The following is a 13,402-nucleotide window of genomic DNA, read 5'->3' as shown; positions in this document are numbered from 1 at the left end:
GGCTGCTGGTGCGGCGCGGGGCGCGGGTGGTGCTGGCCGCGCGGCGCGCGCCGGCCTTGCAGGCGCTTGCGGCCGAGCTGGGCGGACAGGCCGTCTGGGCGGCCGGGGATGTGCGCGACGAGGCCTTCGCGGCGGCGCTGGTCGATCTGGCCTGCCGCAGTTTCGGGGGGCTGGATGCGGCCTTCAACAATGCCGGGATCACCGGGACGCTGGCGCCCGTGCCGCAGATGGCGCTGCGGGACTGGGAGGAGGTCGTCGCCGTCAACCTGACCGGCGCCTTCCTGGGCGCCAGGCACCAGATCCCGGCGATGCATGCGCGCGGCGGCGGGTCGCTGGTCTTCACCTCCTCCTTCGTCGGACAGGGAATCGGCCTGCCGGGGATGGGCGCCTATGCGGCGGCCAAGGCCGGGCTGACGGGGCTGGTGCAGGTGCTGGCGGCGGAACATGGCGCGGCCGGGATCCGGGTCAATGCGCTGCTGCCCGGGGGCACGCTGACGCCGATGGCGGGGACGGATCCGGCCTGGCATGCCCAGGTGGCGCGGATGCATGCGCTGGGGCGCATGGCGGCGCCGGAGGAGATCGCGGAGGCGGCGGTGTTCCTGCTGTCGGATCGCGCGGCCTTCGTCACCGGGGCGGCGCTCTATGCCGATGGCGGCAATGCGATCACCAAGTCGGCGGGATGAGAGGAGGGCCGGGGCCCTCCTCCGGCGGCGTCAGCTGTATTGCGCGCTGCTGGCGGCGGGCGGGCGCAGGGCCCGGATCGCCGCATCCAGCCCGGCCGTGCCCACCTGCCGGCCGTCGCGCATCACCGGGCAGAGCCCGTCCGGCGCGGCATGCAGTTTCGGCAGGGCCTGCTCGATGGTCTCGGCCGCATCGACCGGCGCGCCCGCGGCCGGTCCGCCCGGCCCCATGATCGTGCGCATCCGCACCACCTTGGCGCGGTTCACGTCCTTGATGAAATCCGTGATGTAGCCATCGGCGGGATTCATCAGGATGTCCTGCGGATCCGAGGCCTGGATGATCTCTCCGTCGCGCAGGATCGCGATGCGCTCGCCGATCCGGAGCGCCTCGTCGAGGTCGTGGGTGATGAAGATGATCGTCTTGTGCAGCTCTTCCTGCAGTTCCAGCAGGATGGTCTGCATGTCGGTGCGGATCAGCGGATCGAGCGCCGAGAAGGCCTCGTCCATCAACAGGATCTCGGCATCGGTGGCCAGGGCGCGGGCGAGGCCCACGCGCTGCTGCATCCCCCCCGAGAGCTGGCCCGGGTAATGCCTCTCGAAGCCGGAGAGCCCGACCCGGTCGATCCAGCGGCTTGCGCGCGCGGCGGCCTCCCCGTCGGTGATGCCCTGGATGGTCAGGCCGTATTCGACATTCTCCTGCACGGTGCGATGCGGCAGCAGGCCGAATTTCTGGAACACCATCGACATCTTGAACCGGCGCAGGTCGCGCAGCGCCTTGTCGTTCATCGCCAGGACATCCTCGCCGTCGATCCATATCTCCCCCGAGGTGGGTTCGATCAACCGGTTGAGATGGCGGATCAGCGTCGACTTGCCCGATCCCGACAGGCCCATGATGACCTGCAGCTTGCGCGCGGGGATGTCGAGATTGATGTCGCGCAGGCCCAGCACGTGGCTGTGCAGATCCAGCAGTTCGGCCTTGGTCATGCCCTGGCAGACATGGGCCAGGACCTCCTGCGGCATGTCGCCGAAGATCTTGTACAGTTCCCTGATGCGGACCTTGGGTTCGTCGGTGGTCACGGGATCACTCACGGCCGGTCTCCCGATAGCTCTGCAGGCGCTTGCCATAGGTCTGGCTGACGCGGTCGAAGATGATGGCCAGCGCCACGATGGCCAGCCCGTTCATCAGCCCCAGCGCCAGGTACTGGTTGGAGATCGCGCGCAGGACGGGCACGCCCAGCCCCTGCACCCCGATCATCGAGGCGATGACGACCATGGACAGCGCCATCATGATGGTCTGGTTCACCCCCGCGAAGATGTTGGGCAGCGCCAGCGGGATCTGCACGCCGAACAGTTTCTGGCGGTAGGAGGCGCCGAAGGCCTCGGCCGCCTCCATCACCTCGCGGTCGACCAGTCGGATGCCCAGATTGGTCAGCCGCACGATCGGCGGCAGCGCGTAGATGCACACCGCCAGCAGCCCCGGCACCTTGCCGATGCCCAGGAGCATCACGACCGGGATCAGGTAGACGAAGCTGGGAATGGTCTGCATCACGTCCAGGATCGGGGTGATCACCGATTGCGCCCGGTCCCAGCGCGCCATCAGGATGCCCAGCGGAATGCCGATGGCGATGCACAGCACGGTGGCCACCGAGATCATCGCCAGCGTGGCCATCGTGTCCTCCCACATGTCGAGGATGCCGATGGCCAGGAAGGCCAGGACGGTGCCCGTCGTGATCTTCCAGCTGCGCGCGCCGAGCCAGGTCAGCAGCGCGATCACCAGGATCACCAGCGGCCAGGGCGCGTCGGTCAGCAGGTCCTGGAACCAGACGAGGAATTTCAGCAGGGGGTTGAAGAAGGCTTCCAGCTGTTCGCCATAGGCACGCGAGAAGGTGCGGAAGCTTTCGTCGATCCCCTGGCGCAGCGCCGAGAGGTCCCGGCGGCCCAGCGAGGGGAATTCGGTGAGGAAATCGAGCATGATGCTCCTTTCAGGAAGGGGAAGCCCGCCCGCATCCGGCGATGCGGACGGTGCGGGGGCGATGCCCGGTCGCGCTCAGAGCGCGTCCTTGACCTTTTCGGCGACATCCTCGGAGACCCAGGAGGTCCAGACATCCTCGTGCTCGATCAGGAATTCATAGGCGGCATCCTCGCCATTGGCCTGGTTCTCGGTCATGTAGACCAGCATCGCGTTCATCACCTCGCCGGGGAAGACGCGCGCCTTGAAGTAATCCTGCGCGATGCCGCCTTCCTCCAGGAATTCGGCGGTCACGACGGTTTCCACCTCGGATTCGGTCCAGCTGGAGGGCTGGGGATCGAGGCAGTCCTGCTCGGCCTTGACGATGCAGCCGTCCCAGTTTTCCGTGCCGGCCCATTCGGTCTCGAAGGGCAGCATGACCAGCCCGTACTTGCCGATCACCGCGGTGGGCGACCAGTAATAGCCGAACCAGGGATCCGACCGGTTCACCGCCTTGGCGATGGAGCCGTCCAGCCCCGCCGCCGAGCCCGGATCGACCAGCTTCCAGCCCTTTTCCTCCATGTCGAAGGCGCGGAACATGTTGGCATTGGCCAGCTGGCAGCCCCAGCCCGCCGGGCAGCCCATGAAGGCGCCCAGTTCGGGATCCTCGATATCGGGCACCAGTTCGGGATGCTCCAGCATCTTCTCGACCGTGTCGATCTCGGGATGGGCCTCGTGGAATTCCGAGGTCACCCACCAGCCTTCGCCCAGCCCGGTGATCGGCCCGTCATTGAGCGCCTGCAGCCGACCTTCCTCCTTGGCGGCCGAGAGCGGTTCGCGCACCGCGTTGATCCACAGCTCCGGCGCCACGTCGGGCTGGGCCTTCTCGTTCATCGAGGCGAAGATGGTGTTGGTCCCGCCGGGGATCATCGAGACGTCGCAGCCATAGCCCTCCTCCAGGATGATCGCGTCGACATTGGCCATCAGCTCGGCCGAGGCCCAGTTCATCTCGGCGATCGAGACCTCGCCGCATTGCTCCTGCGCCATGGCCGCCCCCGCGGACAGGATGAGGCCGATGGCGGTCGCCGCGGCGGTACTGGTTCTGGTCATGGGATGCTCCCCGCTCTCTCTTCGTGTGTCTGCCTTGCCGGACCGATCTGGCCCGGATCCCGGTCACCACCCCGAATGGGCGATTTCTCCGCGGTCGCTGCCCCCTCGGGGGCGGATCGGCGGAGCGTGGCCGAAAGGAAGCACAATCAACCCCGTTGCGCAACTCGGCAGGCAGACGGCGGTTCCCTGCCGATGGCATCCGCGGGTGGCGGTCGTGGCGGGGCGGGGACGGGAACGCGGCCGGGAGGCGGGATGGGGCATTCCCGTGCGGCGGTCATTGCCCTTTGCGCCGGTTTCCCCTAAGCCCCCGGCATCATTCCTGACCGCGAGGTTCCCATGTTCAGCGCACTTCCCGACCAGCCCGAAGACAAGATCCTGAAGCTCATGCAGATGTTCCGCGAGGATCCGCGCGAGCAGAAGATCGACCTGGGCGTCGGCGTCTACAAGGATCCCGACGGCAAGACGCCGATCATGCGCGCCGTGAAGGCCGCGGAGAAGACCCTGTGGGAAACCGAGACCACCAAGAGCTATGTCGCTCTGGCGGGGGCCCCGGAATTCAACGACGCGATGGTCGCTCTGGTGCTGGGGGATGCGGTTCCCCGCGCCGAGGCGGCCTGCGTGGCGACCCCGGGCGGCACCGGCGCGGTGCGCCAGGGCTTCGACCTGGTCAAGCTGGGCCGCGCGGATGCGACCGTGTGGTATTCCTCGCCGACCTGGGGCAACCATGTCTCGATCCTCAAGCACATGAATGTCGCCCACAAGCCCTACCGCTATTTCGACGCGGCCACGGGCGAGGTCGATTTCGTGGGCATGATCGCCGACCTGGCCACCGCGCTGCCGGGCGACGTGGTGCTGCTGCATGGCTGCTGCCACAACCCGACGGGCGCGAACCTGACCCATGCGCAGTGGCGTCAGGTGGTCGAGCTGCTGAATGAACGCGACCTGATCCCGATGATCGACATCGCCTATCAGGGCTTCGGCGACGGGCTGGAAGAGGATGCCTTCGGCGTGCGCCTCGTCGCCGCCGAATGCCCCGAGACGCTGATCGCGGCAAGCTGTTCCAAGAATTTCGGCGTCTACCGCGAACGCACCGGCGCGCTGATGGCGGTCAGCCGGGGCGGGGCGGATACCGTGCGCGCCCAGAAGTCGCTGGCCTATCTGAACCGCCAGAACTTCTCCTTCCCGCCCGATCACGGCGCGCGGCTGGTCAGCATGATCCTGACCGACGAGGCGCTGAAGGCCGACTGGATGGCGGAACTGGAAGAGGTCCGCACCGGCATGCTGGCGCTGCGCGAGCAGCTGGCCGCCGAGCTGAAGCGGCTGACCAATTCCGACCGCTTCGACTTCATCGCGCGCCATCGCGGGATGTTCTCGATGCTGGGCCTGTCCTCGGAGGAGATGGACGTGCTGCGCGAGTCCCACGGGATCTACGGTGTCTCCGACAGCCGCATCAACATCGCCGGCCTGAACAGCCGCACCGTGCCGCTTCTGGCGAAGGCGGTGGCGGAGGTGGTCGGCGGCTGAGGCCGCGCGACATCGTGAGGACGGCGGAGGCGCGGGCGACGGTCCCGCGCCTTTCGCGTATTGGAAGGCAAGGGAGGGGCGGATCATGAGCGATGACGACCTGGGCGCCCGGACGGGCCTGCCCCCGGCGCTGGCCGCGCTTGTCGCCGACCTGCCGCGGTCTGGCTGGAGCGCGCATCCGCGCTTCGGCGGGCTGGCGGCCTTCTGGCTGGAAAAGCACCTGGAATTCCGCCGCCTCTGCGGCCTGCTGGAACGGGATCTGCAGGCGCGGCTGGACGGGCGGGCGGCGCCGGAGACGGCGGCGCGGCGGCTGTGGCAGGCGGGCGGGATGCTGGTCGGCGGGCTGCACGATCACCACGGGATCGAGGACCACCATTATTTCCCGGTCATGCAGGAGCTGGAGCCGCGCCTGGCGCAGGGCTTCGCGCTGCTTGACGGCGACCACCATGCGCTGGATCCCTGGCTGGCGCGGCTGGAGGCGGAGATCCGCGCCGCCGCCGCCGATCCGCAGGATCGCGATGCCGCGGGGCGGCTGCTGGGCTCGGTCGAGGCGTTGTCGCCGTTCCTCTCCCGGCATCTGGAGGACGAGGAGGATCTGGTCGTGCCCGTGATCCTCCGTCACGCCATGTAGCCCGGAAGGCGCCCGGGGTGGCTCGCGCGGGGCCTGTCATTCCCTGCCGCCCCGCCTCGCAGCCGCAGGACGAAACGGTGCGGCGGCTGCGCCGCCCCGCCCGGGCGATGCCGGTCCCGCCGCGGGCGCCGCCTCCGCGCTCCCGGTGCAGGCTCTCTGCGGGTCCGGGGGGCTGCATGGTCCCGGCAGGAACGGCGCTGGCGCGGCAGGGAGGCGCCCCTGGCCCGGCAGGCGGCGCCGCGGTCCCCCCGGTCGAGGGGCGGCGGCTAACGGTTGGCCGGGCCGCTCAGTCCGAGAACAGCCCCAGATGCGCGCCGTATCCCTCTTCTTCCAGCTGCTCCACCGGGATGAAGCGCAGCGCCGCGGAATTGATGCAGTAGCGCATTCCGCCCTGGTCGCGCGGCCCGTCGGGGAAGACGTGGCCCAGATGGCTGTCCGCGGCGGCCGAGCGCGCCTCCACCCGGATCATCCCGTGGCTGGCATCGCGGTGCTCGGTCACGGCGCCCTCTGCCACCGGCCGGGTGAAGCTGGGCCAGCCCGTGCCGCTGTCGAACTTGTGGACCGAGGCGAAGAGCGGCTCGCCCGAGACCACGTCCACGTAAAGCCCCGGCTCCTTCAGGTCCCAATAGGGATTGGCGAAGGGCCGTTCGGTGCCGTTCTGCTGCGTGACGCGGTACTGTTCGGGGGTCAGCCGCGTCAGCGCCTCGGTCCTGTCATCGGTGTCCTTGATCGCATCGCTCATGGCGCGTCTCCTGTTCCGTCCCCGCAGATCTCGGGTCTGCGGCGGCAAACATCAAGGGCCGGCGGCGCGCGGGGCCGGCGGCGCGCTTGCCCCGGCGGCAGACATGCGGCAGACAGGCAGGCGGCAGACGGGCCGCGCAGATACCGGGGGAAGCCGATGACCGCCACGCTCATCATCGCGATCGTGACGATCGCCTGGTGCCTCCTGTCGCGGCGCCTGTCGCAGACCGTGGTGACGGCGCCGATGGTCTTCATCCTGCTGGGCTATGCGCTGGCGGAGGGCGGCGGGCGCGATGCGGAAGTGATCCATGTGCTGCATGCCGTGGCGGAACTGGCGCTGGTGGTGCTGCTGTTCCTCGATGCGGCCCAGACCGACCTGCGCAAGCTGCGCAGCCATCGCCAGTGGCCGGTGCGGATGCTGCTGGTCGGGCTGCCGCTGGCGGTGGCCCTGGGCACCGGCATGGTCGCCCTGCTGGCGCCGAACTGGCCGCTGGCCACCGCGGCGCTGGCCGCCGCGATCCTGGCGCCGACCGATGCGGCGCTGGGACAGGCGGTGATCTCAAATCCGCAGGTGCCCGCGCGCCAGCGCCAGGCCCTGACCGTGGAAAGCGGGCTGAATGACGGGCTGGCCCTGCCCTTGGTGCTGATGCTGGCCAGCCTGGCGGCGGGCACCGGCTCGGGCGAGGGCGGCTACTGGCTGCGCTTTGCCGCGGCGCAGGTGATCCTGGGCCCGGCGGCGGGGATCGCGGTCGGCTGGGCAGGGGCGCGGCTGATGAACCTGGCCGTGGCCCGCGGCACCAGCTCGGAGGCATTCGAGGGCATCGCCACCCTGGCGCTGGCCGGCGCGGCCTATGTGCTGGCCGATCTGCTGGGCGGGAACGGCTTCATCGCGGCCTTTGCCGGGGGGCTGGCCTTCGGCCATGTGGTCACCCGCCGCTCGGGCTTCGTCTATCACTTCGCCGAGGGGGACGGGCAGATCCTCGCCTGGTCGGCCTTCCTGCTGATCGGGCTGGGGCTGATGCCCGACGCGGTGCGGGCGCTGGACGGACGGATGCTGGCGATCATCCTGCTCAGCCTCTTCGTGATCCGTCCGGCCGCGATCTGGCTGTCGCTGGCGGGCACGGATGCCGACGGCCCGACCCGGCTGTTCTTCGGCTGGTTCGGGCCGCGCGGCCTGGCGACGGCGCTGTTCGCGCTGCTGGTCGTGCCGGATATCGATCCGGTGGAGGCGGAGCCGATCCTGCACCTGGCGGTCAATGCCGTCTGGATCAGCGCGATGCTGCACGGGATCACGGCGGCCCCCCTGTCGCGGCGGTTCGCCCGGAGGCAGGCATGAGCCGGGCAGGGCCGGAGCGGGGCGGGCGGCCCGAATCGGGGCCAGGGCCGGAGGGGGATTTCACCGTTCCGGCGGATTGGGTGCGCGATGCGCTTCCCCTGACCGGGCCGCGCCCGGGGGCGGCGGCGCTGGCGGCGGCGGGGCTGACCCGGACGGATCTGGACCCTGCGGAGGCGGTGATCGGCCAGCGCCGCGAGGCGGCGTTTTTCCAGGCGCTGGACGAGCAGATGCCGGGATCGTGCCATGCGGCGGCGCTGGGGCTGCGGATGCCCGGCTCCACCAGCACCATCGTCAGCTATGTCCTGCACGGATCGCGTTCGATGTCCGCGGCAATGGAGGCGGCGGCGCGGCTGCTGCGCCTGACCCGGCCGGGGCTGCGCCTGGCGTTCGGGCAGTCCCCCGGCGGCGGCCATTGGCGCGCCGAGAGCCTGGACCCCTGGGTGTTCCAGCTGCCGGGCTATCAGGAATTCATCGTCTCGGCCGTCATCGCCGAATTCCGCGGCGCCACGGGCCGCCCGGTGCGCCCTGCCGCCGTGCTCTTGGGCACCGCCTCGCGCGGTCACGAGGCGCGGCTGGCCGAACTGTGGGGCTGCAAGGTGGCGATTGCCGGGGCCGATCGGCTGGAGCTGCATTACGATGCCGCCACGCTTGCGCTGCCGCTGGAAGAGCATGATCCCGACCTGCTGCGCCACCTGGAGCGGTATGGCCGCATGCTGCTGGAGGAGAGTCCCCGGGCGGAGGAGGGGTTGCGCCACCGGGTGGAACGCGCGGTGCTGTCGCGGCTCTCCGGCGGCGCCCCCTCCCTTGCCGCGACGGCGCAGGATCTGGGGCTGAGCACGCGCACCCTGACCCGGCGGCTGCAGGAACAGGGCCTTGGCTATCGCGAATTGGTCGAGGAGGTGCGGCGGCGCAAGGCGCTTCTGATGCTGGCCGACCGGGGCCTCAGCCTTGCCGAGATCGCCTTCCTGCTGGGCTATGCCGAGCAGAGCAGCTTCTCCACGGCCTTCCGGCGCTGGACGGGGCGCTCGCCCGGTGCGTTCCGCGCCGCCCTGCCGCACGACGCGGGCAGCCGGCGGTTCGGGGCGTGATTCGACCGATTCGCGCACCGTACAAATTACATTTGCCTAATTTGTAATCGCACATGGCGACGGATGGGGCATTGAGCGGCCTCGGCGGCGGCGGGAATCCCGTCCTTCCGCCCGGCCGGGGCGCGCCGATCATATCCGGTCGGGTATATGCGATACCCTTCGGGCTAAGGGCGATAGACGGAAATGTTGCCGAATGCTGATATGTTCCGGGGCGTAAGTGGGCATGGTAGCCGGATCATGACGATTGCGAGAAAAGTGAATGGCCGGGCGGGCAACTGGGCACGCCGGGAGGGGATGTTCCTGGGCGCGGCGCAGGCTTGGCTGCTGGAGGGACCGCAGGGCTGGATGCCCGGGGGGTGTCTCCTGCCGGTGGACCGGCTGGCCAGCGCCCTGGCGGGGCCCGCATCCGGCGGGCTGGCGGTGCAGCTGGGACCGGAACCGGACCTGCGGGGCGCCCTGCCGCTGCCCGTGCCGCGCCAGGCGGCCGCCGGGCATACCGCGGCGCAGGTCTGGACGCAGCTGCCGCAGCCCCTTCCGGTGGTTCTGAGCGTCACGGCGGCGGGGGCCGCGCGGCGGCGGATGCGGCGGCTGGCCGTGCCGCTGGTCGATGCCGAGGGACGCCGGTTCTGGCTGCCTGCCGGGCGCATCTCGGCGCCGGTCCTGGCCGATGGCAGCCCCGGCGCCCGGCATTGGGAGGCCGCCTGGCAGCTGCCGCGCGGCATGGGCGGGGAAATGGCGGTGGCGACGGTGCTGCTGGGGCTGCAGGAGGTGATGCAGGCGCTGTCGGTCGCCTCGGCGCGCCACGCGCTTCTGCTGCGCCTGGACCTGGCCGGACTGGGGCTGGATCGCGGGGCCGTGCGGCAGCTGGAGCGCCTGGTGTCCCGGCAGTTGCGGCGGTTCTGCTGGACCACCGGGCAGGGCGCGCTGCTTCTGTCGGAACGCGGTTTCGTCCAGGAATATGCCGATGCCGGCATGGTCCTGCAGCCCGGGCGCGCCGCGCGGCTGGACCTTCTGCTGCCGCCGGACCGGCGGGTGCCGGTCTTCCTGGATCTGCAGCAATCGGTCGCCGCCGGGGCCTGCGGGCCGCTTTCGCTGTCGCTGCAGGCCCAGTCGGGCGAGCGGCAGGAGATGTCGACCATGCCCCAGGATGGCGAGACAGGCCGGTTCGAGGCCGCCAACGGGGGGCTGGCGGCGGTGCTGTCGCCGGATCCCGCAACGGCGGCGGGCCGGGCCGCGCGCCTGTCGCATGTGCTGGGCTTCGCGCCCACCTGCAGCGAGCCGGTATATGGCCGCAGCTGTGCCGAAGCCGGGGAGTGGAGCCTGACGCTGCGCAATGGCGGGCCCGCCACGACGCGGCTCAGCCTGGCGCTGAACGGGGCGATGCCGCTGCTGCCGGGATGGCAGATGGCGCGCGCCAGCCTGCGCAGCAGCCGCTCGCAGGGCTGGGATCCGGAAATGCTGGATTACGCGCAGCCGGAATTCTTCGGGCTGCGCAGCCGGTTCGAGGCGATCGTCGGGCGGGCCGACCCGGTCCCGCCGCTGGTGCTGCGCCGTCATGTGGAAACCGGCGCCTGGCCGCTGGCGGCGGTCTGCGCCGGAACGCGCAGTCACGGCATCCCGGTGCATGGCCCCGCAGGGCCGGAGACGGAATTGCGCCAGCCCGGCAGCCTGGCCCTGCTGCGCGGCCTGTCTGTCCGCGAGGACCGGCTGGTGGCGCTGTGCGTGCAGCTGCTGGCGGAGGCGCCGCCGGGGCGGCTGACCGAGCGGCTCTCGGAGCGGCTGGCCCAGGCGGCCGTCTGAGCGCGGCTGGGGCTATTCGGCGGCCATCAGGCGGCGGCCGTCCCGCCCGAGGATCCGGGCCGCCGCGGCGCCGCCCAGGAAGGCCATGCGCCCGCCCGCGATCGTCACCTCGATCTTTCCGCTGGCCCGGTTGAGGATGGCCAGGTCGGCGCGCGCCCCCAGATCGAGGCGCCCGCGCCCGGTCAGGCGCATCAGCTGCGCGGGGTTTTCCGAGATCAGCGCCCAGGCCCGCGGCAGATCCATCACGCCTGCCGCCTCGAGCTGCAGGGCCAGTTCCGCAAGCTGCAGCGGCGCGCCGTCCGAGACGATCGCATCGCAGCGCGCCAGCTGCACCGCGTCCAGGGTGCGGGTCTGGATCTGCTCGGCCAGGTCCCGGGCCGACAGGACGACCGGGTCGCAGACGGCGCGGGCCGCCGCCGCGGCGCGGGAGCTGGCCGGGGCCATGCAGATCCCGGCGCCGATCATCGAGTGATGTTCGCGCGCTTCGCCGCTTTCATCCCCGATCGAGCCGTAGGGCAGGCCCAGCTCGTCGAACTGCTCGGCCAGGTCGCACAGGGCGCGCGGCACGGAGGCGGCGGTGGCGGCCAGCGCATCGAGCACCTGCGACAGCGCCCCGGCATCCTGCCCGATCCGGGCGGCCGCCCCGGAAAATCCGGCCTCGTCGCCGTCGCGCAGGTCGCGCGCCCGGGCGGCGCGGTTGGAGAACATCACCAGGTCGATCCCGCTGCGGCGCACCAGCTCGAGGATGCGGGCGGTCTGATGGGCCAGGCCGTGCTCGATGCGCAGCATCAGCCGCAGGTCGGTGGCGAAGCGGGCGGCCTGCTCCGCGCGCGCCTGCGCCATGGCTTCCGCGGCGGCGGGGCTGTCGGCGCCGGTTTCCCAGGACCAGCCCTGATGCATGAATTGCGTCGTCACCCCGGCAGCGGCCCCGATGCGGTCGGCCTCGTCGAGAAACCAGCCGGGGCCGCCGATCCTGCCGCGCGCGGCGGGACGGGCGGCCATCATGTCGATGATGCCGGGAAGGATCACGTAGCCCGAGAGATCGATCGCCGGAAGCGGTCCCTTGGTGATGCGCCCCCCGGCAATGGCGATGGAGCGTTCCTGCAGGATGCCGTCGCGCAGGATGCGCGCGCCCGTGAACCGCAATGGGGGTAGCTGACCTGACATGTCCCTGCTCGCTGCTTTGGCCCAGAGGTAGCGATTCTCTGTGTCGTGGGTGTGACAGATGGCCGGATCATGGTGCGTGATGCCGCAGCCGGGGCGGGGCGGGGATGGACGCGCGGCGCGCGCGCACTAGGCTCCGGCAGGCAGCCCGGCAGGGCGCAGACAGAGCGAAGGAGGTCCAGATGACCGACAGGTTACCCGCGGGCACGGAGCTTGCCGAGATCGCCGCCGACCTGGCGGCCGCCGGATGGCGGCGCGACGAGACGCCCGGTGCCATCGGAAAGGTGTTCGAGTTCAAAGATTTCTCCCAGGCCTTCGGCTTCATGGCGCGGGCCGCGCTGGCGGCGGAGGCGGCGGATCACCATCCCGACTGGCGCAATGTCTGGAACCGGGTGGAGGTGATGCTGACCAGTCATGACGCGGGCGGCCTGACGGATCGCGACATCGCGCTGGCGCGGGCGATGGAGGCCATCGCCGGGTGAGTGCGGGGGGCGCGGCGCGGGGGGGACCCGGGGTCGCGCTTGCATGCTGCAAAGCAGCAAAGTAGGGTTCGGCAATCTGCCCGGAGGACGCTTCCGATGACCGATGCTGCCGACCCCACCCCGATTGACCGGGCCCATGCCCGCATGGAGGCGCGCCCTGCGGATGATGCCGCGCGGCTGCGATTCTACGACACGCTGGGATCGAGCGAATTGTTCCTGCTGCTCGATCGCGAGGCCGAGGGCGACCGCGTGACGCCGCGCGTCTTCGAGCTGGAGACCGGGCCGATCGTGCTGGTCTTCGACCGCGAGGCGCGGCTTGCGGAATTCGCCGGCGGCATCGCGCCCTATGCGGGCATGTCCGGCCGGGTGCTGGTGGAGATGCTGGCCGGGCAGGGGATCGGGCTGGGGGTCAATCTCGATGTGGCCCCCTCGGCGATCGTGCTGGAACCGGCCTCGGTCGACTGGCTCGATGCCCAGCTGCAGCAGCGCCCCGAGGAGGGCGAGGCGCGCCCTTCGGAAGTGCGCGCGCCCGCGGGCCTGCCCGAGGCGCTGATCGAGGCGCTGGACGGCAAGCTGGCCACGGCGGGCGGGCTGGCGGATCTGGCCTATCTCGTGGCGGTCACCTATGCCGACGGACGCCGCGGCCACCTGCTGGCCTTCGTCGATGCGCTGCCCGGGTCGGAATCCGCGCTGGCGCGGGCGGTGCACGAGGCGCTGATCTTCTCGGGGCTCGAGGCGGGGCAGCTGGATGTCGCCTTCTTTCCGGCCTCCGACGGGATCGCGCCGCAGCTGGCGCGGGTCGGGCTGCGCTTCGACCTGCCCAGGCTGGCCGATCCCGTGCAGCGTCCGGCGCCGGGGATGAATCCCGAGGCGCCGCCGATCCTGCGCTGAGCCGGGC

13 protein-coding genes are annotated in these 13,402 nt (G+C 70.9%); 8 read left to right on the top strand and 5 right to left on the bottom strand.

Translation table 11 applies throughout. The features are described 5' to 3' along the window. Positions 1 to 683 (top strand): SDR family oxidoreductase (locus ICN82_RS14855; protein WP_193184197.1); only part of this gene is annotated, 683 nt, incomplete at its 5' end. 30 nt (positions 684 to 713) lie between these two features. Here ICN82_RS14855 and ICN82_RS14850 read toward each other — a convergent pair. The 3 genes from ICN82_RS14850 to ICN82_RS14840 all read right to left on the bottom strand — a co-directional run bounded on the left by ICN82_RS14850 (position 714) and on the right by ICN82_RS14840 (position 3,738). Next, a complete protein-coding gene (locus ICN82_RS14850) occupies positions 714 to 1,700 on the bottom strand; it encodes a quaternary amine ABC transporter ATP-binding protein (RefSeq protein ID WP_226898512.1) in 987 nt (328 codons plus the stop codon). Between the two features lie 61 nt (positions 1,701 to 1,761). Continuing rightward, on the bottom strand, positions 1,762 to 2,652 hold the full coding sequence (locus ICN82_RS14845; RefSeq protein WP_193184193.1) for an ABC transporter permease: 891 nt from the start codon (positions 2,650 to 2,652) through the stop codon (positions 1,762 to 1,764). 75 nt (positions 2,653 to 2,727) lie between these two features. Beyond that, entirely contained in the window at positions 2,728 to 3,738 is a 1,011-nt protein-coding gene (locus ICN82_RS14840; RefSeq protein WP_193184191.1) for a glycine betaine ABC transporter substrate-binding protein, read from the bottom strand. 336 nt (positions 3,739 to 4,074) lie between these two features. Between ICN82_RS14840 and ICN82_RS14835 the strand changes: the two genes are divergently transcribed. Next, on the top strand, positions 4,075 to 5,262 hold the full coding sequence (locus ICN82_RS14835; RefSeq protein ID WP_193184189.1) for an amino acid aminotransferase: 1,188 nt from the start codon (positions 4,075 to 4,077) through the stop codon (positions 5,260 to 5,262). An 85-nt stretch (positions 5,263 to 5,347) separates the two neighbouring features. Continuing rightward, positions 5,348 to 5,893, top strand: a complete 546-nt coding sequence (locus ICN82_RS14830; RefSeq protein ID WP_193184187.1) for a hemerythrin domain-containing protein — start codon at positions 5,348 to 5,350, stop codon at positions 5,891 to 5,893. A 286-nt stretch (positions 5,894 to 6,179) separates the two neighbouring features. Here ICN82_RS14830 and msrB read toward each other — a convergent pair whose 3' ends face one another. Continuing rightward, a complete protein-coding gene (gene msrB / locus ICN82_RS14825) occupies positions 6,180 to 6,635 on the bottom strand; it encodes a peptide-methionine (R)-S-oxide reductase MsrB (protein ID WP_193184185.1) in 456 nt (151 codons plus the stop codon). Positions 6,636 to 6,791: 156 nt separating this feature from the next. On the opposite strand from msrB, the gene ICN82_RS14820 reads away from it, so the two are divergent. The 3 genes from ICN82_RS14820 to ICN82_RS14810 all read left to right on the top strand — a co-directional run bounded on the left by ICN82_RS14820 (position 6,792) and on the right by ICN82_RS14810 (position 10,858). Beyond that, positions 6,792 to 7,970 carry a cation:proton antiporter gene (locus tag ICN82_RS14820; RefSeq protein ID WP_193184183.1) on the top strand — a complete coding sequence of 393 codons (1,179 nt, stop codon included), beginning with the start codon at positions 6,792 to 6,794 and terminating at the stop codon, positions 7,968 to 7,970. Further along, on the top strand, positions 7,967 to 9,058 hold the full coding sequence (locus ICN82_RS14815) for a helix-turn-helix domain-containing protein (protein ID WP_193184181.1): 1,092 nt from the start codon (positions 7,967 to 7,969) through the stop codon (positions 9,056 to 9,058). Before ICN82_RS14820 ends, ICN82_RS14815 begins: the two co-directional genes overlap by 4 nt. A 237-nt stretch (positions 9,059 to 9,295) precedes the next feature. Continuing rightward, on the top strand, positions 9,296 to 10,858 hold the full coding sequence (locus tag ICN82_RS14810) for a hypothetical protein (protein WP_193184179.1): 1,563 nt from the start codon (positions 9,296 to 9,298) through the stop codon (positions 10,856 to 10,858). Between the two features lie 12 nt (positions 10,859 to 10,870). On the opposite strand, the gene ICN82_RS14805 is transcribed toward ICN82_RS14810, so the two are convergent. After that, complete coding sequence (locus ICN82_RS14805; protein WP_193184177.1) at positions 10,871 to 12,004, bottom strand: amidohydrolase family protein; 1,134 nt, start codon at positions 12,002 to 12,004, stop codon at positions 10,871 to 10,873. Positions 12,005 to 12,204: 200 nt separating this feature from the next. Between ICN82_RS14805 and ICN82_RS14800 the strand changes: the two genes are divergently transcribed. Then, positions 12,205 to 12,504, top strand: a complete 300-nt coding sequence (locus ICN82_RS14800) for a 4a-hydroxytetrahydrobiopterin dehydratase (protein WP_193184175.1) — start codon at positions 12,205 to 12,207, stop codon at positions 12,502 to 12,504. A 96-nt stretch (positions 12,505 to 12,600) separates the two neighbouring features. After that, positions 12,601 to 13,395, top strand: coding sequence for an SseB family protein (locus ICN82_RS14795; protein WP_193184173.1), 795 nt, complete (start codon positions 12,601 to 12,603; stop codon positions 13,393 to 13,395). The last annotated feature ends 7 nt before the right edge of the window (positions 13,396 to 13,402 follow it).

It is taken from the genome of Mangrovicoccus algicola (assembly GCF_014903745.1).
Taxonomy (GTDB): domain Bacteria; phylum Pseudomonadota; class Alphaproteobacteria; order Rhodobacterales; family Rhodobacteraceae; genus Mangrovicoccus; species Mangrovicoccus algicola.
Note: the sequence above shows the minus strand (reverse complement) of the source record. Positions and strands in the feature narration are given on the sequence as shown.